General features: G+C 56.1%; 19 protein-coding genes. 4 read left to right on the top strand and 15 right to left on the bottom strand.

The window, feature by feature from the left end; translation table 11 throughout:
* Positions 1-103: 103 nt before the first annotated feature.
* Genes OGY37_RS20120 through OGY37_RS20110 form a run of 3 tightly spaced genes read left to right on the top strand, consistent with a single transcriptional unit; the run spans position 104 to position 5,039 of the window.
* Entirely contained in the window at positions 104-1,171 is a 1,068-nt protein-coding gene (locus tag OGY37_RS20120; RefSeq protein ID WP_286621684.1) for an HlyD family secretion protein, read from the top strand.
* Entirely contained in the window at positions 1,168-3,915 is a 2,748-nt protein-coding gene (gene rbbA / locus OGY37_RS20115; RefSeq protein ID WP_286621683.1) for a ribosome-associated ATPase/putative transporter RbbA, read from the top strand. The genes OGY37_RS20120 and rbbA overlap by 4 nt, the downstream gene beginning before the upstream one ends.
* Positions 3,915-5,039 (top strand): ABC transporter permease, encoded by a 1,125-nt coding sequence (locus tag OGY37_RS20110; RefSeq protein ID WP_063941408.1) that lies wholly within the window; start codon positions 3,915-3,917, stop codon positions 5,037-5,039. Before rbbA ends, OGY37_RS20110 begins: the two co-directional genes overlap by 1 nt.
* Before the next feature lie 104 nt (positions 5,040-5,143).
* Here the strand turns inward: OGY37_RS20110 and nikR are convergent, their stop codons facing one another.
* Both nikR and OGY37_RS20095 read right to left on the bottom strand, forming a co-directional pair.
* On the bottom strand, positions 5,144-5,545 hold the full coding sequence (gene nikR, locus OGY37_RS20105) for a nickel-responsive transcriptional regulator NikR (protein ID WP_286621681.1): 402 nt from the start codon (positions 5,543-5,545) through the stop codon (positions 5,144-5,146).
* A gap of 91 nt (positions 5,546-5,636) precedes the next feature.
* Positions 5,637-6,497, bottom strand: coding sequence for a LysR family transcriptional regulator (locus OGY37_RS20095; RefSeq protein ID WP_191238039.1), 861 nt, complete (start codon positions 6,495-6,497; stop codon positions 5,637-5,639).
* Between the two features lie 99 nt (positions 6,498-6,596).
* Between OGY37_RS20095 and OGY37_RS20090 the strand changes: the two genes are divergently transcribed.
* Positions 6,597-7,103 carry a phenolic acid decarboxylase gene (locus tag OGY37_RS20090; protein WP_008786388.1) on the top strand — a complete coding sequence of 169 codons (507 nt, stop codon included), beginning with the start codon at positions 6,597-6,599 and terminating at the stop codon, positions 7,101-7,103.
* Here OGY37_RS20090 and acpT read toward each other — a convergent pair.
* From acpT to OGY37_RS20025, 13 genes are read right to left on the bottom strand one after another with little or no spacing between them, the layout of a single operon-like run.
* Positions 7,095-7,685 (bottom strand): 4'-phosphopantetheinyl transferase AcpT, encoded by a 591-nt coding sequence (acpT, locus tag OGY37_RS20085; RefSeq protein WP_003827514.1) that lies wholly within the window; start codon positions 7,683-7,685, stop codon positions 7,095-7,097. The two genes, OGY37_RS20090 and acpT, sit on opposite strands and share 9 nt — an antisense overlap.
* Before the next feature lies 1 nt (position 7,686).
* Positions 7,687-8,916: a beta-ketoacyl-ACP synthase gene (locus OGY37_RS20080; protein WP_003827516.1), complete on the bottom strand. Its 1,230-nt coding sequence runs from the start codon at positions 8,914-8,916 to the stop codon at positions 7,687-7,689.
* Positions 8,913-9,644 carry a 3-ketoacyl-ACP reductase FabG2 gene (locus OGY37_RS20075; RefSeq protein WP_003827518.1) on the bottom strand — a complete coding sequence of 244 codons (732 nt, stop codon included), beginning with the start codon at positions 9,642-9,644 and terminating at the stop codon, positions 8,913-8,915. The genes OGY37_RS20080 and OGY37_RS20075 overlap by 4 nt, the downstream gene beginning before the upstream one ends.
* Positions 9,641-10,117 (bottom strand): hotdog family protein, encoded by a 477-nt coding sequence (locus OGY37_RS20070; RefSeq protein ID WP_286621678.1) that lies wholly within the window; start codon positions 10,115-10,117, stop codon positions 9,641-9,643. The genes OGY37_RS20075 and OGY37_RS20070 overlap by 4 nt, the downstream gene beginning before the upstream one ends.
* Complete coding sequence (locus OGY37_RS20065; RefSeq protein ID WP_286621676.1) at positions 10,114-11,283, bottom strand: beta-ketoacyl-[acyl-carrier-protein] synthase family protein; 1,170 nt, start codon at positions 11,281-11,283, stop codon at positions 10,114-10,116. Before OGY37_RS20065 ends, OGY37_RS20070 begins: the two co-directional genes overlap by 4 nt.
* A gap of 1 nt (position 11,284) precedes the next feature.
* Positions 11,285-11,869, bottom strand: a complete 585-nt coding sequence (locus OGY37_RS20060; RefSeq protein ID WP_149280760.1) for a DUF3261 domain-containing protein — start codon at positions 11,867-11,869, stop codon at positions 11,285-11,287.
* Entirely contained in the window at positions 11,866-14,184 is a 2,319-nt protein-coding gene (locus OGY37_RS20055; RefSeq protein ID WP_286621672.1) for an MMPL family transporter, read from the bottom strand. Before OGY37_RS20055 ends, OGY37_RS20060 begins: the two co-directional genes overlap by 4 nt.
* Entirely contained in the window at positions 14,153-14,758 is a 606-nt protein-coding gene (locus tag OGY37_RS20050; protein WP_003827526.1) for a LolA family protein, read from the bottom strand. Before OGY37_RS20050 ends, OGY37_RS20055 begins: the two co-directional genes overlap by 32 nt.
* Positions 14,755-15,177: an acyl-CoA thioesterase gene (locus OGY37_RS20045; protein ID WP_003827529.1), complete on the bottom strand. Its 423-nt coding sequence runs from the start codon at positions 15,175-15,177 to the stop codon at positions 14,755-14,757. Before OGY37_RS20045 ends, OGY37_RS20050 begins: the two co-directional genes overlap by 4 nt.
* Positions 15,178-15,180: 3 nt before the next feature.
* Positions 15,181-16,872, bottom strand: coding sequence for a glycosyltransferase family 2 protein (locus tag OGY37_RS20040; RefSeq protein ID WP_286549293.1), 1,692 nt, complete (start codon positions 16,870-16,872; stop codon positions 15,181-15,183).
* Positions 16,863-17,216, bottom strand: coding sequence for an ApeI family dehydratase (locus OGY37_RS20035; protein WP_003827533.1), 354 nt, complete (start codon positions 17,214-17,216; stop codon positions 16,863-16,865). Before OGY37_RS20035 ends, OGY37_RS20040 begins: the two co-directional genes overlap by 10 nt.
* Positions 17,203-18,564, bottom strand: coding sequence for an AMP-binding protein (locus tag OGY37_RS20030; protein ID WP_148361359.1), 1,362 nt, complete (start codon positions 18,562-18,564; stop codon positions 17,203-17,205). Before OGY37_RS20030 ends, OGY37_RS20035 begins: the two co-directional genes overlap by 14 nt.
* Positions 18,561-19,142 carry a COG4648 family protein gene (locus OGY37_RS20025; RefSeq protein ID WP_003827535.1) on the bottom strand — a complete coding sequence of 194 codons (582 nt, stop codon included), beginning with the start codon at positions 19,140-19,142 and terminating at the stop codon, positions 18,561-18,563. Before OGY37_RS20025 ends, OGY37_RS20030 begins: the two co-directional genes overlap by 4 nt.

Here is a 19,142-nt window from a genome sequence, read left to right as displayed (position 1 = left end):
TTTCTCATTCCTTCTTATCCCGGATGGAATCTCCCGCTGAATAGCTGTTCAGTGGGCTTTGTGACACGCATCGTTTGATAACAGGGATTACGGCGGGTCGAATATGGATAAGTTTAAACGTCATATGATGTGGTGGGTGGCGGGCATCCTGGTCGTGGTGGCCGCGATAGCATGGTGGATGCTTCGTCCTGCGGGAATACCGGAGGGGTTTGCAGCCAGCAACGGCAGAATTGAAGCCACTGAAGTGGATATTGCCACCAAGATTGCCGGGCGAATTGACACGATCCTCGTGTCGGAAGGGCAGTTTGTTCGTCAGGGCGAAGTGCTGGCGAAAATGGATACCCGCGTGCTGCAGGAGCAGCGGCTGGAAGCGGTAGCCCAAATCAAAGAGGCCGAAAGTGCGGTGGCGGCGGCGCGGGCGCTGTTAGAGCAGCGGCAAAGTGAAATGCGCGCCGCGCAGTCGGTGGTAAAACAGCGTGAGGCGGAACTGCAGTCGGTCTCTAAACGCCACGTCCGCTCCCGTTCGCTATCTCTGCGTGGGGCTGTGTCTGAGCAACAGCTGGATGACGACAGGGCTGCGGCAGAAAGCGCACGCGCGGCACTGGAATCCGCAAAGGCGCAGGTCTCTGCGGCAAAAGCCGCAATTGAAGCCGCTCGCACCAGTATCATTCAGGCGCAAACCCGCGTAGAAGCCGCGCAGGCTACCGAACGTCGTATTGCGGCTGATATTGATGACAGCGAGCTGAAAGCCCCGCGGGATGGTCGCGTACAGTACCGCGTAGCTGAACCTGGCGAGGTGCTTTCCGCAGGCGGTCGCGTGCTGAATATGGTCGATCTCAGCGATGTCTACATGACGTTCTTCTTGCCAACCGAACAGGCTGGTTTACTGAAGATTGGCGGAGAAGCGCGGCTGGTGCTGGATGCTGCGCCGGATCTGCGTATTCCGGCGACCATCAGCTTTGTGGCTAGCGTCGCGCAGTTCACGCCGAAAACGGTCGAAACCAGCGATGAACGGCTGAAACTGATGTTTCGCGTCAAAGCGCGTATCCCGCCAGAGCTGTTGCAGCAGCATCTGGAGTACGTGAAAACCGGTCTGCCGGGCATGGCGTGGGTGCGTGTTGATGAAAGTCGCGCCTGGCCTGACGACCTGGTGGTGAGGTTGCCGCAATGACGCATCTGGCGCTGGTTCCCGTTCCTCCCGTGGCGCACCTTGACGGCGTGAGTCAGCATTACGGGAAAACGGTAGCGCTGAACAATATCACGCTGGATATCCCTGCCCGCTGTATGGTGGGGTTGATTGGCCCGGATGGCGTCGGAAAATCGAGCCTGCTGTCGCTCATCTCCGGCGCGCGGGTCATTGAACACGGCAACGTGATGGTGTTGGGTGGCGATATGCGCGACCCAAAACATCGCCGGGATGTCTGCCCGCGCATTGCCTGGATGCCGCAGGGGCTGGGGAAAAACCTGTATCACACGCTGTCGGTATATGAGAACGTCGATTTCTTTGCCCGCCTGTTTGGGCATGACAAAGCGGAGCGTGAGGCGCGGATTACCGAGCTGCTGAATAGCACCGGACTGGCACCGTTTCGCGACCGTCCTGCCGGGAAACTCTCGGGCGGGATGAAGCAAAAGTTGGGGTTGTGCTGCGCGTTAATCCACGACCCGGAACTGTTAATTCTCGATGAACCCACCACCGGGGTCGACCCGCTGTCCCGCGCCCAGTTCTGGGATCTGATTAACAGCATTCGCCAGCGGCAGACCAACATGAGCGTGCTGGTTGCGACCGCTTATATGGAGGAGGCCGAGCGCTTTGACTGGCTGGTGGCGATGAACGCCGGGGAGGTGTTAGCCACCGGGAGCGCGCAGCAGCTACGTGAGCAAACCAACAGTAACACGCTGGAGCAGGCGTTTATCGCGCTGTTACCTGAAACCCAGCGCCAGGCGCATAAACCGGTAGTGATCCCGCCGTATCACGCTGAGCAGGAAGAGATTGCCATCGAGGCGAAAGACCTGACCATGCGTTTCGGTAAATTTGTGGCGGTGGACCACGTTAACTTCCGCATTCCGCGCGGGGAAATCTTCGGTTTTCTCGGCTCCAACGGCTGTGGTAAATCCACCACCATGAAAATGCTCACCGGACTGCTGCCCGCAAGCGAAGGCGAGGCGTGGCTGTTTGGGCAAGCGGTTGACCCGAAAAATATCGATACCCGCCGCCGGGTAGGCTATATGTCGCAGGCATTTTCGCTCTACAGCGAGCTGACCGTCCGGCAAAACCTCGAACTACATGCGCGGCTGTTCCATATCCCCGAAGCAGAAATCCTTGGTCGGGTGCAGGAGATGAGTGAGCGCTTTTCGCTGACCGATGTCGAAGATGCGCTGCCCGGTGCACTACCGTTGGGGATCCGTCAACGCCTGTCGCTGGCGGTGGCGGTGATCCATCGCCCGGAGATGCTCATTCTTGATGAACCGACCTCCGGGGTCGATCCGGTGGCGAGGGATATGTTCTGGCAACTGATGGTCGACCTGTCGCGCCAGGATAAAGTGACCATTTTTATCTCCACCCACTTTATGAACGAAGCGGAGCGCTGCGACCGCATGTCGCTGATGCACGCCGGAAAAGTACTGGCCAGCGGTACGCCGCAGGAACTGGTGAAACAGCGTGGAGCTGCCAGTCTGGAAGAGGCGTTTATCTCCTGGTTGCAGGAAGCGGCAGGCCCGGCGCCGGAAACTCAGTTGGCGCCAGCCAATGTCCCGACAGTGCATGAAAACAGTAAGCCGCCGCGGCAAGGTTTTAGCCTGCGGCGCTTATTCAGCTACAGCCGCCGTGAAGCGCTGGAACTACGGCGCGATCCGGTACGTTCAACGCTGGCGCTGATGGGCACGGTGATCCTGATGCTTATCATGGGCTACGGCATCAGCATGGATGTGGAAAACCTGCGTTTTTCGGTGCTCGATCGTGACCAGACCGTCAGCAGCCAGGCGTGGACGCTGAATCTGGCGGGTTCGCGCTATTTTATCGAGCAACCGCCGCTCACCAGTTATGACGAGCTGGACAAACGGATGCGCTCAGGCGAAGTTGCGGTAGCAATTGAAATTCCGCCAAATTTTGGCCGCGACATCGCGCGTGGAACGCCGGTGAAGATTGGCGTCTGGGTCGATGGCGCAATGCCAAGCCGTGCTGAAACGGTCAGGGGTTACGTGCAGGCGATGCACCAGACCTGGCTGCAGGATGTGATGGCGCGTCAGCCCAATGCCAGCGGGCAAAACGGGCTGATGACCATTGAAACTCGCTATCGTTACAACCCGGATGTGAAGAGTCTGCCGGCGATTGTTCCGGCGGTGATCCCACTGCTGTTGATGATGATCCCTTCCATGCTCAGCGCCCTCAGCGTAGTGCGTGAGAAAGAGCTGGGGTCGATTATCAACCTGTACGTTACGCCCACGACCCGCAGCGAGTTTTTACTCGGCAAACAGTTGCCGTACATCGTGCTGGGTATGCTGAACTTCCTGCTGTTGTGCGCGCTGTCGGTGTTTGTGTTCGGCGTCCCGCATAAGGGGAGCTTTGTGACCCTGACGCTGGCAGCGCTGCTGTACGTCACCATTGCCACCGGGCTGGGGCTGTTAATCTCCACGTTTATGAAAAGCCAGATCGCGGCCATTTTTGGTACGGCGATTATTACATTGATCCCGGCGACGCAGTTTTCCGGAATGATCGATCCAGTTGCCTCGCTGGAAGGGCCGGGTCGCTGGATTGGTGAAATTTATCCGACCAGCCATTTTCTGACCATCGCGCGTGGAACGTTCTCTAAAGCGTTGGATCTGACCGATCTCTGGCCGCTGTTTATTCCGCTGGCGGTAGCCATTCCGGTGGTGATTGGTCTGAGCGTATTACTGCTGAAAAAACAGGAGGGGTGATGCGCCGATTACGCAATATTTATAACCTCGGCATCAAAGAGTTGCGCAGCCTGCTGGGTGACAAAGCGATGCTGACGCTGATCGTCTTCGCCTTCACGGTTTCGGTTTATTCTTCCGCGACCGTCCTGCCGGGTTCGCTGCATCTGGCACCGATTGCTATTGCCGATATGGACCAGTCGCAGTTGTCGAATCGGATTGTGAATAGCTTTTATCGCCCGTGGTTTTTACCGCCGGAGATGATCACTGCCGATGAAATGGATGCCGGGCTGGACGCCGGGCGCTATACCTTCGCCGTAAACATTCCGCCTGACTTTCAGCGTGATGTGCTGGCCGGACGACAACCGGATATACAGGTTAACGTCGATGCCACGCGGATGAGCCAGGCGTTTACCGGCAACAGCTATATCCAGAATATCATCAGCGGCGAGGTGAACAGCTTTGTGGCGCGTTACCGCGATAACAATGAGCCGCCGGTGGCACTGGAAATGCGCATGCGCTTTAACCCTAATCTGGAACCCGCCCGTTTTGGCGCGGTGATGGCGATCATCAATAACATCACCATGCTGGCGATTGTGCTGACCGGTTCGGCGTTGATCCGCGAACGCGAGCACGGGACTATTGAGCATCTGCTGGTGATGCCGGTGACGCCGTTTGAGATTATGATGGCAAAAATCTGGTCGATGGGGCTGGTGGTGCTGGTGGTTTCCGGTCTGTCGCTGATGCTGATGGTGAAAGGCGTGCTCGGGGTGCCGATTGAAGGTTCAATTCCGTTGTTTATGCTGGGCGTGGCGCTGAGCCTGTTCGCCACCACCTCGATCGGCATTTTTATGGGCACGCTGGCGCGTTCCATGCCGCAGTTGGGACTGCTGATGATTCTGGTGCTGCTGCCGTTACAGATGCTCTCAGGTGGCTCCACACCGCGTGAAAGCATGCCGCAGGCGGTGCAGGACATTATGCTGACCATGCCAACGACCCATTTTGTCAGCCTCGCGCAGGCGATACTTTACCGCGGCGCAGGGTTTGACATTGTCTGGCCGCAGTTTCTGACGCTGCTGGCGATTGGTAGCGCGTTCTTCCTGATAGCACTGCTGCGTTTCAGAAAGACGATTGGCACGATGGCGTAATCATTATTGCCGGGGGCGCTTCGCTTGCCTGGCCTACAGACGGTAACAGACGTAGGCCGGATAAGGCGTAGCCGCCATCCGGCATCCCGCAACGAAACAGGCAATTACTCTTCTTTCGGCAGGCACTGTAAATGGCCGTGGCGCACGCCGCGCTGGGAAATCACGTCATCGGCAAAATGCTGCACATCGCCCATGTCGCCTTTTAGCACGGCGATTTCCAGGCAGTCTTCATGGTTGATGTGCACGTGCAGCGTGGCGACCGATAAATCGTGATGGTGGTGTTGGGTAGAAACAATACGGCTGGCCAGATCACGTTTCTCATGCTCATAAACATACGAGAGCACCGCGAAGCCCTGAGTGCCGTGTTCAAGGGTAGTTTCCTGCGCCAGTGCGCCACGCAGAATATCGCGGATCGCTTCGGAACGGTTGTTGTAGCCACGGCGCTGACTCAGGCCGTCGAGCGTTTCCAGTAAATCGTCATCGAGGGTAATGGTGACTCGTTGCATCTGCAGTTAACCTTTCATGTGGCGCGTTGGCGCACAGGGAGTAAGGGGAATAGCGTATTTTGTAACACACGTCCGGCATCCGGGGAAAAGGTTAATGTTCTCGCAATAAACGCAGCAGAGTACTGACCTGTTCATCCAGCGGGGCAAGCGTATCTTTAACGATCAGATGCAAAGGCGTGGCGCGGCGAGCACCATGGCTTAACGGCAGTGGGCGTAAAAGCCCCTGATCAAGCTGCGTCTGAATACGTTCCTCAGGCAGCCAGCCGTAACCGACCTGATACATCACCGCATCAATCGCGGCATCAATGGTCGAGAAGGTCCAGGCAGCACGCGCCGGTTGTTGTGGGTTATCGCGATCGGCAATGCGAATCAGCGGCCAGGCGCGTAATGCGTCTTCATTCAGCGGTGCATCCAGCATGCAGAGTGGGTGATCGCGGTGGGCCACGGCCACGAAGTCAATATTCATCAGCCATTCGCCGCGTCCGGTGACATCCTGACGCCGGGTCAGGACCATTACGTCCGCATCGGCATGTGCTGCCAGTCGAGCATCACCATTCTCCAGGACTTCGGTCAGACGCACCTGCGTTTGCGGCCAGGCCTGCTGAAACTGTTTGAGAATGGCGAACAGGCGTTTGCGTGGGAAGATGCTATCTACCATCAAATCCAGCCGCGTTCGCGTACCGTTTTGTAACGTTGCGGCCCGGGTTTCCACCCATAAAAAGGCCTTCAGTAACGGTTTGACCTGATTGAGCAATAGCTCTCCGGCCGGGGTCAGGACAGCCCTGCGGCCTTCCGGGGTCAGCAGCGTTACGCCAAGTCGCTCCTGTAACAGTGCCAGATTGTAGCTTACCGAAGACTGGCTACGGTTGGTCTCTTCCGCCGCTTTAGCAAAGCTGCCCAGCTCCACCACTTTCTCCAATAGGGCCCACTGCTCGAGGGTTGTTTTGTGCATAACTCATCTAATAATTGAATGAATTTGATGCAAACATAGCGTTATTCATCCAATTTTTGAAGCGTTAAGATCCTCACATCAAGTAAGAGGAGAACGAATATGAGCGCGTTTGATAAACATGATTTGAGCGGATTTGTCGGCAAACATCTGGTCTATACCTACGATAATGGCTGGAATTACGAGATCTACGTGAAAAACGACACTACGCTGGATTACCGCATTCACAGCGGTATTGTGGGAAATCGTTGGGTGAAAGATCAGCGGGCCTATATTGTGCGGGTCGGGGAGAGCGTTTATAAAATTTCGTGGACCGAACCGACCGGGACCGACGTCAGCCTGATCGTAAACCTGGGTGACAAACTCTTTCACGGCACCATCTTTTTCCCTCGCTGGGTGATCAATAATCCGGAAAAAACGGTCTGCTTCCAGAATGACCATATTCCGCTGATGATGTCGTACCGCGATGCCGGCCCGGCGTATCCCACCGAGGTGATTGATGAGTTCGCGACCATCACTTTCGTACGTGACTGCGGCGCGAACAACGATGACGTTATTGCCTGTGCGGCGAGCGAGCTGCCGAAAAACTTCCCGGAAAATTTACGCTAAGGCTTCCAGGCGCTGCACGGCGTCTGCGGTTAGGGTAAACGGCGTGGGGGTGCACACCGCCAGGCTCAGGGTATCGAGCTGGCACTGGCTGACGGAGAGTGAGGAAGTTAGCGCGGTACTGTCGACGCTGACGATTTGCCAGGCGCTACCGCCGCGCTGTTTCACGATAGCTTCTTTACGCGTCCAGATGCGCCAGAACGCCGCCAGCTGTTGCTCCGGGCGTTCGGCCTCGACTTCGGCATGTTCACCAAGACTGAATACCGTATTTGCCAGCGTTTGCCAGTTATCGCGCGGGCGCACGACTTCAATATCGCAGCCGACTTCCCCTTCGTCGCTGAGCAGCAGGGCGATATCATCACCGCTGTGGCTGAGATTGAACCACAGCGGCGTGTCAGCAGAAAAGGCCGGTTTTCCTTGCTCGCCATAGACGATGTCCGGTAATGGCGAAAGGGCATGGGAAAGCAGCACGCGACCTGCCAGCCAGCGCGCACGGCGAGCACCTTGCGGCGCTTGCTCACTCAGTGCGGCAGGCAGTGCGCCAGCGCTTAAAACAGAAACTTTCCCAAGAACGATCCGGTACATATCACGGCCAACGTTTAATGATGATAGAAGTATTTATGCCGCCAAACGCAAAGTTGTTGCTCTGCAAAAACTCGCAATCAATCTTGCGGGCTTCACCCATAATGTAATCCAGCGCGCCACAATTGGCATCTGGCTGACTCAAATTTAGCGTAGGCGCAAACCAGCCTTCACGCATCATTTGCAGACTCATCCAGGCCTCTAGTGCGCCACAAGCGCCAAGGGTATGTCCAAAATAGCTTTTAAGCGAGGATAGCGGAACATTATCACCATAAATTGCAGAGGTTGCCTGACTTTCTGCAACATCACCACGATCGGTTGCGGTTCCGTGCGCTGAAATATAGCCGATATCCCGGGCACTAATACCTGCCATATTCAGTGATTTTTCCATGCAAATCTGCATTGTTTCGCGCTGCGGCTGGGTGATATGGGCAGCATCGCAGTTAGTGGCAAAGCCAACGATTTCACCATAAATCGTTGCTCCGCGCGCTTTAGCGTGTTCCAGCTCTTCCAGCACTAGCGTACCTGCGCCTTCTCCGATGACCAGACCATCGCGTTTTTCATCGAACGGGGAGGGGGTGGTTTTCGGTTCGTCGTTGCGCTGGCTGGTCGCGAATAGCGTATCAAACACGGCGGCTTCGGAAGGACACAGCTCTTCTGCACCGCCGGCGACCATCACCGTTTGATAACCGTGTCGAATGGCTTCCCATGCGTAACCAATTGCCTGGCTACCGGATGTGCAGGCGCTCGATGTCGGGATGACGCGCCCACGCAGACCGAAAAACAATCCGGTGTTAACGGCAGTGGTATGCGGCATCATTTGCACGTAGGTCGTGCCAGTGATGTTATTGGTGTGTTTCTCGGTCAGCATGGTCGCGAACTCGCTCACTGGACCGGTACTACCGGTTGATGAACCATAAGCGATCCCGGTTTCACCGTTAGTCAGTACCCGATCGCCAATCAGCCCGGCCTGCTCAAGCGCCAGCTCTGTTGCGCGGGTGGACATCAGCGATACGCGCCCCATGGCGCGAATTCGCTTGCGGGTATAGTGTTCCGGCAGAGTGAAGTCGTCGATCGGCGCTCCCAGCAGTGTGTGCAGTCCGTCATAAACCTGCCACTCCGGCATTTTGCGTACCGCATTTTCATATGCCAATAACCTGGCGGAGACAGCCTGCCAGTTTTCCCCAAAGGCGGTGACGCCGCCCATGCCTGTAATCACGACACGACGTGTCATAACATCCCTCCATTGATGGAAATCACCTGGCGAGTTACATAGCCCGCCACATCCGACATTAAATAACTGGCAAGCCCGGCGACTTCTTCAGCCTGACCTATTCGTTTCATGGGAATCATCGACATCGCCTCTTTCAATGCGGCTTCTTCCATCTCGATCATCCCGGTATCAATGAGTCCCGGCGCAATGCAGTTTACGGTAATTTTGCGTTTTGCCAGTTCGATAGCCAGCGCTTTGGTGGCACCAATAATTCCGGCTTTTGCCGCACTGTAATTGACCTGACCGCGGTTGCCCATCACGCCCGAAACCGAAGACAGTGTGATGATACGGCCCCCCTGGCGTGCGCTGATCATCGGCATAATGCACGGATGAATGACGTTGTAAAAGCTGTCGAGGTTGGTATGGATCACCGAATCCCAGTCGTTATCACTGAGCGCAGGGAAAGCGGCATCCCGAGTGACTCCAGCGTTGCTGACAATGCCGTACCATGCGCCGTTTGCCTCAATATCTTGCGACAGTATTTCACGGCACTGCTCGCGATTGGCAACGTCAAATGTCAACAGGCGCCCTACGCCGCCAGCGGCGAGGATAGCATCCAGCGTTTCTTGTGCTCCTTGCACATCGCGATGATAGTGTACGCCGACCACAAAACCGTCCGCGGCCAGTTGTCTGGCGATGGCGCGACCGATACCTTTGCTGGCACCCGTAACTAAAACTGAACGGCTCATGTGGACGCTCCTTGTTGAAATAGCGTGTTAATTTCTTCTGATGTTGGCTGGAAGGTGTTGACTCGACCGGTTGCCAGCGTCTCGTTGTCTGCCTGGACGGCACATTCAAAGCTACCGAATCGTGCATCCTGCATCAGCAATTTGATGTGGATGCTCAGCTTCTTCCCGGCAGGCAGAACACCTGTAGCACAGACTAACTCACGTGCGCCCAGTACCATGCCTAACGTAATACTCGCCTGACCTTGTTGCTGGCGGTGCCAGCCAGACCAGACGCCAATGGTCTGCGCCATCAGTTCTAGTGCGAACCAGCCAGGCAGATTGCCATCAGGGTCGAGAAAAGGGGCCAGTACGCTGTTTGCTGATACTGTCACGTGGCAGGTGGCGGTTTCGTCCGCCACACTGACGACCTCTTCAAGAAGCAGCATCGGCGCATCATGCGGTAAATAGTCACCCGGTGGTAAAAAGTGGCTCATGAGGTTCTCCCGAGCAGGATGCTGGCATTATTGCCACCGAAGGCAAACGAATTAGACAAGATAACCGGGCGAGTCAGCGACTGCGGCTGTTCAATGATGCCGCAGGCTGGCAATGTTTCATCGCGTGGCGATTGGCTAAAATCCTGCGGTGGCAGCGGCAGTTCGCGTTGCAGAATCAGCATACTGATCGCTGCTTCGGTGATCCCCGCAGCGCCCAGCGTGTGCCCGGTCAGATGTTTGGTTGAACTGCACGGGACCGTTTCGCCAAATAGCGCGCTCACGACGTTGGACTCAATCTGATCATTTAACGGTGTGGCGGTTCCGTGCAGATTGATATAGCCCACGTGTTCCGGCGTCATTCCTGCGTCGTTAAGCGCCTGGCCGATGGCGCGAATGGCACCTTCCCCCTGTGGATGGGGAGCCGAAATATGGTACGCGTCGCTGGATTCGCCGACGCCAAGGAGCGCGATAGGCTGTGGCTCGCGGGTTAATACCATCAATGCGGCGCCTTCGCCAATGGTGATCCCACAACGGTCGCGGCCAAACGGCTGACACAGCGTTGGGGAGAGTGATTCCAGACTGTGGAATCCGTTGATTGGCATTCGGCTTAGCGTATCCGCACCGCCGACAATGGCGATATCGACCAGACCTGATTCGATCAAACGACGTCCGCTCATGATAGCCCTTGCACTGGACGAGCAGGCGGTTGAGAGCGTAAAGGCCGGGCCATCCAGCGCCAGCCAGTGGCTAAGAAAACGCGACGGATCGCCCAGTTCCTGTTGCGGATAGCGCCAGTCAGTGCTCTCTTTGCCGTTGAGCATCAAATCTACGTGAACGTCACCCTCATCCAGACCGGAGGTGCTGGTGCCGAGAACAACAGCAATACGATCGCGACCAAATCTGGCGATAGCGTCGTCCACCTGTGGCTGGATTTGCATCAGTGCTGCCAGCAATAGCTGGTTGTTGCGCGAACGATGAGCGATAAAGTGCTGAGGAATAGCGGGCAGCTCACCGTCAACGCCTGCTAACACTGCGGATGGGTGTCCTTGCAGCCAGCCCGTGCGCGGGCGCATTCCCGGCGCTACGCCACGAGTGAGGTTGGCTGCGATTTCATCAGTGTTATTGCCCAACGCATTAATCATGCCAACGGCAGAAATGTAGATCATCTCAGTCACCCAAGTATTGAATGGTGATGTGGTATTTAAAAACGTGCTGTTCAATGCTGATCGGTTCGCGTTTTCCTTTTCGATTCAGATACGTGATTTCCGTGACCACTTTGCCGCGGGCATTGCGCAGCTTACGCGTGTCACCCGTATCGACGAGCGTCCAGCCTGTGGGTAATTGCGGTTGCCAGGCGCTAATCGGCCAGTGACTGAGCATCACGTCAGCCAGCACCTGGCTGGCTGGCGGCAATTGTGGAACGATGATCGATTGCTCGGTGTGCAGTCCTTTTTCATCGTAAGTCACGAGGAACAGGCGAATGCCGACTGATGACAGCCCGGCAAGTGTGATTTTCTTGTCATCAGCATTGAGCATGACCAACAGTGACTGAGTTTTGCCGTTGAAACTTCCGGTTAGTAGCTGTTGTGAATTCACCGCGGGAGAAATCCCCGGGGCAGGTAGCGTTACACGAGTCCCCGGCTCTAACCAGGCTTGCGGGCGGCCTTTCTGTTCCGGCTGCGAGTGGCTGCAACCGGCCAGCAGCAACGTGGCGACAAGCGCAGCGGTACGCCAGAATGTCTGTTTAATCATCTTCTTTTTTTCTCTTTTTTTCCTGGCATAGCCAGCGGTGACAGCAGGAAGGCGGTGAAAATACCGCTCACTAGCACAATGCCAAAACTGCTGATTGCCTGAGTGGCGCTAAAGACCAGCATGCCGAGCGTCAGGAGCGTGGTCATCATCGCCAGCGTGATAGCCAGCAGCGATGTCAGTGGCGTACCGCGTGGATTACTAAAAAACAGCGTGTAGTTAATGCCAATTCCCAGTACCAGCACCAGTGCCAGCAGCGAGAACAGGTTGAGCGCATGACCGCTCAGGGCCAGTACCGCCAGACCGCAACCTAAAGACAGCACTGAGGGGACCAGGCTAATTAAGCCCTTACGCCAGCCAAGCCGAATGACGGCGCCACAGGCAATCACCGCCAGCGCAATGCACAGCAGACCGGTCAGAATATGGCGATAAAGGGCAAACAGGTTGTCAAAGCTGCTCTTACGATCCACCCACGCCACGCCGGAATATTTCGCGCTGAGCGTATTTAAAGCATCACTTTGTTTCACCCCTTCAACGGGAACCAGTACGCTGCTTTCGCCATCAGCCAGAGACAACCATAGCAAGCGCCAGCCTTCACTGGCCGGGCTGGCAAGCCAGGCATCGACGGTTACGGGCATGGCGCTAAGATCGGGGTTCACCGTTGCCAGACCGGCGTTGTTTAAGGCTTTCGTGATGGCGGGCGCGGCATCTTTTAGCAGAGACAGATCCTGCTGTTGCCGGGCGAGTGAATTGAGCGGAATGGTGCGATATCCGCTGAGTAACCCGTCTTTTTTTGCCTGTTCCAGCGCGGGGATAAAGGTTTCCAGCCGCTCCAGCGTTTGCTGAGCGGATTTGCCGTACACCACAAACCACTTCTGGTCGACGCTTTGCCCGGTCAGGGCGGTAATCGCTTTTTCCTGAGCAAGAATTTCCTGCGGCAGCGCCTGTAACTGGGAGATATCATCGTCTACGCGTAGCGTCGCCATACCTGCCAACGAGAACAACGCCAGCGCCACCGGCAGGCCAACGGATAATTTCTTATTCCGCCGCCATGCAGCAAGCCAGCGTAGCATGAGTACCATTGCCGGCACCGGGCGTACCGGCAACCGACGACACAACCACGGGTGCCAGAAAATGACCGTCAGGCAGGAGGCGCTCAGACCTACCGCCGCGAATACCGCCATCTGGCGAATACCGGGGAAGGGGGCCAGCATCATAATCAGATAAGCCGCTACGGTGGTGAGTAGAGCCAGGAGCAGGGCATTGCGCACTTTGGCAAGGCTTTGCCATGGCGATGTTTCCGCACCGTGCACCATCCGTTCGGTCAAATAGTAGAGCGTATAGTCGGCGGAAATACCGATGATGCTCATGCTCATCACCAGCGTCATCAGATGGAGCTCGCCAAAAATCAGCAGCGTGACGACGGTCCCCGCCAGCGCACCAATGCCAATCGAAATCAGGCACAGCAGCAGCGGACGCAGCGAACGAAATACAGCCACGATGAGCAGGATCACCCCGAGCACAGTGGCTATGCCGAGGGTAGAGATATCTTGTTTCGCCTGCTGGCTGGCGTAATCGCTATAGAACAGCGTCCCGCGAGACAGCAGTTGAGCCTGTGGATAGTGGGCTTTGAGCTCACCTTCCAGCGTATTCAGCGTGGTGACCAATTGATGCGTCTGTTGCATATCAAACGATGAGCCGGTCAACTCGCCATGTAACAGATACCAATAGTTGCCTTGCTCATCCTGGGTGACAAGCCAGCCGTCCATCAGGCGCAGACGCTGCCCGGTTTTGGCCATGGCCAGCTGCGAGCCTCGCATCAGCATGAAGGGATCGTTTTGTAGCTCTTTGCCACTGACGCCGGAGAATGCGGAGTAAAGTTGGGACAGGATCCACTGGCCCTGTGCTTCGCCGCCGTTTTGCAGCCGGGCGCGGGTCTCGTTATCTATCAGTCCGTTACGATGTTGCCAGAAGAATGCCCCCCAGGCCTGCTGGCTGTCGGCATCCATTGGACCTTTTACCTGGGCTAGCGCGTGCGATTTTTGCAGTAAAGTCAGCCAGTCCCGGGCTATCGCTGGGTCCGGTTGCTTACCGGGACTCACCAGCCAGACCACCTGACGGTCAAGGCGCTGCATAAATCCCTCGTTCAGATCCGGAGGTATAGCGCCCAGCGTCTGCTTTGGCAACATGGCCAGCACGCTGCTGTTAAGGCGGGCCTGAGGTAGCAACGTCAGAAAGATGCCCAGCAGAAGCAGGCAGACGACTCCCCATAACAGCGCGGGGCGTTTACTGGGCGGCAAAGCGTTGGCGTTCGTCATCGGTCAGTTGCGCTGGCGTTAGTTGGTGTTGGGAAAGCGCGATATCGGTGCGATCCCCCTGCTTATCGTTGAGATGAATGCTCTCCAGGTAAGTCTTTCCGGCTAAATCAATCGTCGCAAAAATCTTATCCAGCGGTGTGGTGATTGGCGTCAGGCGTAGCGTCCAGCGACCTTCTCCTAAGTCTGCAAACTCCACGCGGAAGTTTTGTTCCAGCACTTTACGATCCGCCTGGAATAACGCCCGTAGCAGATGATTAAACTGGAACATTTGCGGGTTATTCTCAGCGGTAATGGTCTGCGGTGGTTGACCGTTAATTGCCTGAACCATCCGTTTGTCGTCCAGCAGCAGCTGCATCGGGAACGGGGAGGTTTGATCCCACAGCAACCCCTGGTCGCGGGCGATCAACATCTTGCCCTGAGATCGCAGCGGCTGCGGCAGATCCTTTATCGTCCGGGTTTGATCGAAGTGGGCGCGAACCACCGGTTGTTCGGTAAAACGCTGTTGTAGGGAGTCGAGCGTCAGGGCACTGACGAAAGGGCTGACGAGCAGCACGAGCAATGGCCATAATTTCATGGTGTCACTCCCATCCGTTCAAACAGAATATCCGGGCTGACAAAGCACAGTTCACGGCTTTTTTCGTCGACGGCGACCTGGATGGTGTAGCCTGTTGTGGCGCGTTTACCTGTTTCGGCATCAAAAATTTCGTAGCCGATACGCAGGCGATTTTCGTACTCTTTAATTTGGGCGCGTACACGGATACGCTGCTCGAAAGTCAGCGCATTGCGATACTTCACCCGAGTGTCGACCACGGGCCACAGATAGCCAGATTCTTTCATCTGCCGATAGCCATAATCGAATTGGTTCAGCAGTGCCTCACGGGCAATCTCGAAGTAACGGAAGTAGTTACCATGCCACGCTACGCCCATCATATCGACGTCGTGAAACGGAATAGTTAGCTCGACTTCAGCCGTAAAGCGGGGATCGTTAAGCACCCTTTACTCCTTGTCATTGGTATCCGGCAGTTGCCAGAAATCGAAAAAGTTAAACCAGTCGAGGGGCGACTGAAGCGCATAGTGCTCAAGGCGTTCGGCGTAGAGATCGACAGTATTCTGTAATGCCTGTTGTCGTGTGGCGCGCGGTAAGAGCAGTGGGTCGGCAAACGGTTCGCAGTAGATGTGGAGTTTCTCCTGCTGGCGCAGGGCAAAAATCAGATCTACAGGGCAGCGTAAAATAGACGCGAGAATAAACGGGCCCTGAGGGAATGGCGCGTTTTGCCCCATAAAGCGGCTCCAGCACACGCGCCACTCGCCGCCGCGTTGGGGATTGACTGCGATGCGATCGCCTACGATGGCTACCCATTCACCGCGCTCCAGTTTCTCTTTGAGCAGAATGGCAGTATCTGGACCAATACTGTTCACCGGGAGCAGATTTAATCCAGCCTGCGGGGCCATCTCTTGCATGATTTGTTTAAAGCGTTGGGCGTTATCGCTAAATACCAGCGCATTGATTGTTTTACTGCCCTGTAGCTGGGCCAGTGCCCGACAGGCCTCGACATCGCCAAGATGTGAAGCCAGTAGCAGTTTTCCCCGAGGATCGCTGATATTCAGCGTCGTTTCTGCACCTGGTGCAAAAATCACATCGCGACCGAAGTGCAGCTCACCGCGCCAGCTGGCAATCTTATCCAGCATCGCGCCGCCAAAACGCAGGAAATGCTGATAACTGGTCAGGTTTGGCGGTACTGGCATCCTCCGTGTGATCAGTTGCGCCCTTACGCGGCTAATCCAGCGTTGAGAGGCTTTTCGGGCAGTTGAAGCGCTGAGCCAGTATACGCCGACGACAGGATACAGCAGCAGGGAGAAGGCTTTGCGACCCAGTACACGCCAGACCAGTAGCATCAGGCGCATTCCCCACAACCCTTTGACTTCCTGTTGCTGCGCCCAGTGTGTCGATGAACGACGACAAAGCAGGGAGGGGATGCGTGGCAACATGCCAAAGAACAGGCGAGTGTGCATCAATGAAATGTGCAAATTGTCTTTAAGCGCGTCGAAATGGGATAGCCCGTCCTGCGGATAGGTGACTCGCGTAGGGATAAAATAGCTGGTGTTGCCTTGCCAGTAGAGGCGCACCATCACTTCAGTATCAAAATCCATCCGTTTGCCGAGCGTTACGCGCTGTGCAAGTTGCAGTGTAGGGGCCACCGGATATACCCGGAAGCCGCACATACTGTCTTTGAGTTGCAACGAGAGCGTTTCTATCCACACCCAGATATGGGTTACCCAACGACCGTACAGGCGCGAGCGAGGAACCGAATCATCGTAAATCGGTTGTCCGGAAATCAGTGCTGTCGGATGTTCTTTTGCCAATGCAAGCAGCCTGGGAATATCTTCAATGGCATGTTGCCCGTCGGCATCGACCTGCACGGCATGACTGAACCCGGCATCTGCCGCCGTCTGCATTCCGCGAATAACCGCTGCGCCTTTGCCTGCGTTGATGGGCAGGCGAATTAACGTCAGATTGCTGTATTCTGCCGCCAGGCGTGCTAGTTCATCTCGTGTAGTCTCGTCGCTGCCATCGTCCACCACAATGCAGGGGAGATTGAACGGCCGAAGACGATCCAACACGTCTGACATCATCGCGCCGTGGTTGTAGCAGGGAATCAACACGCACGGGGAAAAGGTCAGCGGCATAACCGAATCTTCCCGCTGCTGGCGGTATGGCGCACGTCACCGTCGTGGCGCTGGTAGCTAAAAGAGAGCATCTGACGCGCTTCCTGCCAGCTCAGACTCAGGGTGACGGTGGCCTCTGGCAATAGCGGTGACTGGAACTTCACGTTTTGAATACTGTGAAAACGCCAGCCTGGGACCAGCAGCGTGGTGGCGTAATCCATCGCCCAGTTCAGCTGTGCAACGCCCGGCAGCAGTGGCTGCACGCTAAAATGCCCGCTGAACCAAAATAGAGACGGGTCGAGTTGTAAAACAATCTCAGCCTGATGAGGCAGTGCCTGATGGCGCTCGATTTCATGGGGTTTCATGAAATAACTCCTGTAATTGCGCATAGACACGCTTGTTCATACTGTTGACCGGAATCTCATCAATCACCCGCCAGTAGCGGGGAACCGCGACAGGCTCCAGCCAGGGCAGCAGCGAACGTCGCCAGGTCAGTTCTTGCGGTTTACCACCGCACTCAAGCCAGCGTTGCCGGGCTTCGTCATTCAGTACCAGCAGGACGCCAACGCCCTGACGTCCTCCACGTGAGACCGGCAATGCCGCGACTTCACAGATACCATCCAGTGCCAGTAAACGTTGCTCCACTTCGCTGAGTGAAATGCGTTTCTCTTCAATTTTGACCACCCGCCCGCGTCTGCCCATCAGGCGGAACTGTCCGTTTTCGATAAACTGCAGAACATCATCGAGTAACAGGCCATCATCAGCGTTAATTAGCGGTGAAAACACACGAAATGCGTCGTCTTCTGGCTGGAATCTGACGCCGGGAAAAGGCAGCCATGCCACATCATCCTGATGGCGATAGCGCCACGCAAGGATCCCGGTTTCAGTGCTGCCGTAGATCTCATCGGGCCAGACATTAAGCCAGTCAGCAGCCTGCGTGACGTCCTGCCAGGGCAGCATACCGCCCGCAGACAGAATCAGTTCTACCGGCGGCGGTGTCAGGTTGTGGTCGAGGCGTTTCAGAAACGCCGGGCTGCTGATAAACGCATACCGATGCTCAGCGCTCAGCGCCGCCAGTTGTTCGGCATACCAAAGCATCGCCGCGTGCAGCGGCAGGCCTAAGGCCATCGGCAAAAAAATACGGAATGTCAGGCCATACAGATGTTGCGGTACCACTGACGCGACCACCCGGCAACCTGCCAGACGATCGGCAAAGCGTGTAGCGAGCAATGCCGCTTCGCTATCCAGACGAGCGATCGGTTTGATCACGCGTTTCGGCTGGCCGGTCGAACCGGAAGTGAATAGCTCCACAAAGGCGTCACTGCGTATTGCCGGGAACGTGATGTCGTGAGCCACGGATGTCATGGCGGAGCTGACCACCCGCAGCGTTCCCTGCCAGTCCATCGCTTTATCGCTCAGTACGCCGTCAAACAGCAAGTGCTGCTCGTTTAACAACGAAACGCGACAATGTCCTGGGATCACCGGTGTTTTGCCGGCATGGAGTGTTGCCAGCAGTGCGACGATGAATAAATAGCTGTTCTCGAAGCACAATGCCCAGCGTTCACCTTCCTGCTGTCGCAGATATGCTATCAAATGGGCCACATCATGGCGCAGATGGCCAAGCGTCCAGGTATGCTCTTCCTGCCACGCAACAGGAACGTCGTCCGGACGTGGGGCACAGAGCCATTGAGCGAGTGTGAGGGGCTGCTTCATTGGGTATCTCGTTTTATCACCAGTTGGCGAATTAACCACTCGCCTACCATCAATGTTCCCATTAGCAGATAGGAAACCATGCCGTTCCAGGTGGTCCACAGGGTCATATCGCCATTCAGTGCGGTAAAGAGCGCAACGCTGCCATTGATGATGAAAAAGGCGCACCAGATTTGTGTCACACGGCGCGTGTAGCGCACGCCCGCATCGGGCAGATTTGGGTCGCGCAGTCGTGCCAGACGTTCAACAATGGGCATTGCTGACCATAACGATCCACCAAAAACCGACAGCATAACGGCGTTTACCACTACCGGATAAAACAGCAGCAGCTGGTGCGTTTTGAGCAGATAACTGGCAATGCACAAGGTTATACCCGCGACCGCCACTACCTGTGTCACGACGCGCAGCGGCCCCGCCTGTCGCCGGGTCTGGCGAAAGCGTAAAAAAAGGAGTAGCGCCATCAACGGTAGCAACCAGTGCAGACTGTTATGCGCCAGGCCAAACCAGATCAAAAACGGCCAGGCCAGCAACAGTAGACCTGTCAGCAGTTGTACGACTGGCAACGAGCGTGTGCCCGACAC

This window comes from Citrobacter sp. Cpo030 (assembly GCF_030333005.1).
Lineage (GTDB): Bacteria > Pseudomonadota > Gammaproteobacteria > Enterobacterales > Enterobacteriaceae > Citrobacter > Citrobacter portucalensis.
This window is presented reverse-complemented; position numbering and strand designations above follow the sequence as displayed.

What these genes read in the sequence shown, in the direction of transcription:
- nikR (WP_286621681.1), bottom strand. Translation starts at nt 5,545, where the DNA reads ATGCAACGAGTCACCATTACCCTCGATGACGATTTACTGGAAACGCTC.
- OGY37_RS20090 (WP_008786388.1), top strand. Translation starts at nt 6,597, where the DNA reads ATGAGCGCGTTTGATAAACATGATTTGAGCGGATTTGTCGGCAAACAT.
- OGY37_RS20040 (WP_286549293.1), bottom strand. Translation starts at nt 16,872, where the DNA reads ATGCCGCTGACCTTTTCCCCGTGCGTGTTGATTCCCTGCTACAACCAC.
- OGY37_RS20030 (WP_148361359.1), bottom strand. Translation starts at nt 18,564, where the DNA reads ATGAAGCAGCCCCTCACACTCGCTCAATGGCTCTGTGCCCCACGTCCG.
- OGY37_RS20080 (WP_003827516.1), bottom strand. Translation starts at nt 8,916, where the DNA reads ATGACACGTCGTGTCGTGATTACAGGCATGGGCGGCGTCACCGCCTTT.
- OGY37_RS20095 (WP_191238039.1), bottom strand. Translation starts at nt 6,497, where the DNA reads ATGCACAAAACAACCCTCGAGCAGTGGGCCCTATTGGAGAAAGTGGTG.
- OGY37_RS20060 (WP_149280760.1), bottom strand. Translation starts at nt 11,869, where the DNA reads ATGATTAAACAGACATTCTGGCGTACCGCTGCGCTTGTCGCCACGTTG.
- OGY37_RS20110 (WP_063941408.1), top strand. Translation starts at nt 3,915, where the DNA reads ATGCGCCGATTACGCAATATTTATAACCTCGGCATCAAAGAGTTGCGC.
- OGY37_RS20050 (WP_003827526.1), bottom strand. Translation starts at nt 14,758, where the DNA reads ATGAAATTATGGCCATTGCTCGTGCTGCTCGTCAGCCCTTTCGTCAGT.
- OGY37_RS20070 (WP_286621678.1), bottom strand. Translation starts at nt 10,117, where the DNA reads ATGAGCCACTTTTTACCACCGGGTGACTATTTACCGCATGATGCGCCG.
- acpT (WP_003827514.1), bottom strand. Translation starts at nt 7,685, where the DNA reads ATGTACCGGATCGTTCTTGGGAAAGTTTCTGTTTTAAGCGCTGGCGCA.
- rbbA (WP_286621683.1), top strand. Translation starts at nt 1,168, where the DNA reads ATGACGCATCTGGCGCTGGTTCCCGTTCCTCCCGTGGCGCACCTTGAC.
- OGY37_RS20055 (WP_286621672.1), bottom strand. Translation starts at nt 14,184, where the DNA reads ATGACGAACGCCAACGCTTTGCCGCCCAGTAAACGCCCCGCGCTGTTA.
- OGY37_RS20120 (WP_286621684.1), top strand. Translation starts at nt 104, where the DNA reads ATGGATAAGTTTAAACGTCATATGATGTGGTGGGTGGCGGGCATCCTG.
- OGY37_RS20075 (WP_003827518.1), bottom strand. Translation starts at nt 9,644, where the DNA reads ATGAGCCGTTCAGTTTTAGTTACGGGTGCCAGCAAAGGTATCGGTCGC.
- OGY37_RS20035 (WP_003827533.1), bottom strand. Translation starts at nt 17,216, where the DNA reads ATGAAACCCCATGAAATCGAGCGCCATCAGGCACTGCCTCATCAGGCT.
- OGY37_RS20065 (WP_286621676.1), bottom strand. Translation starts at nt 11,283, where the DNA reads ATGATCTACATTTCTGCCGTTGGCATGATTAATGCGTTGGGCAATAAC.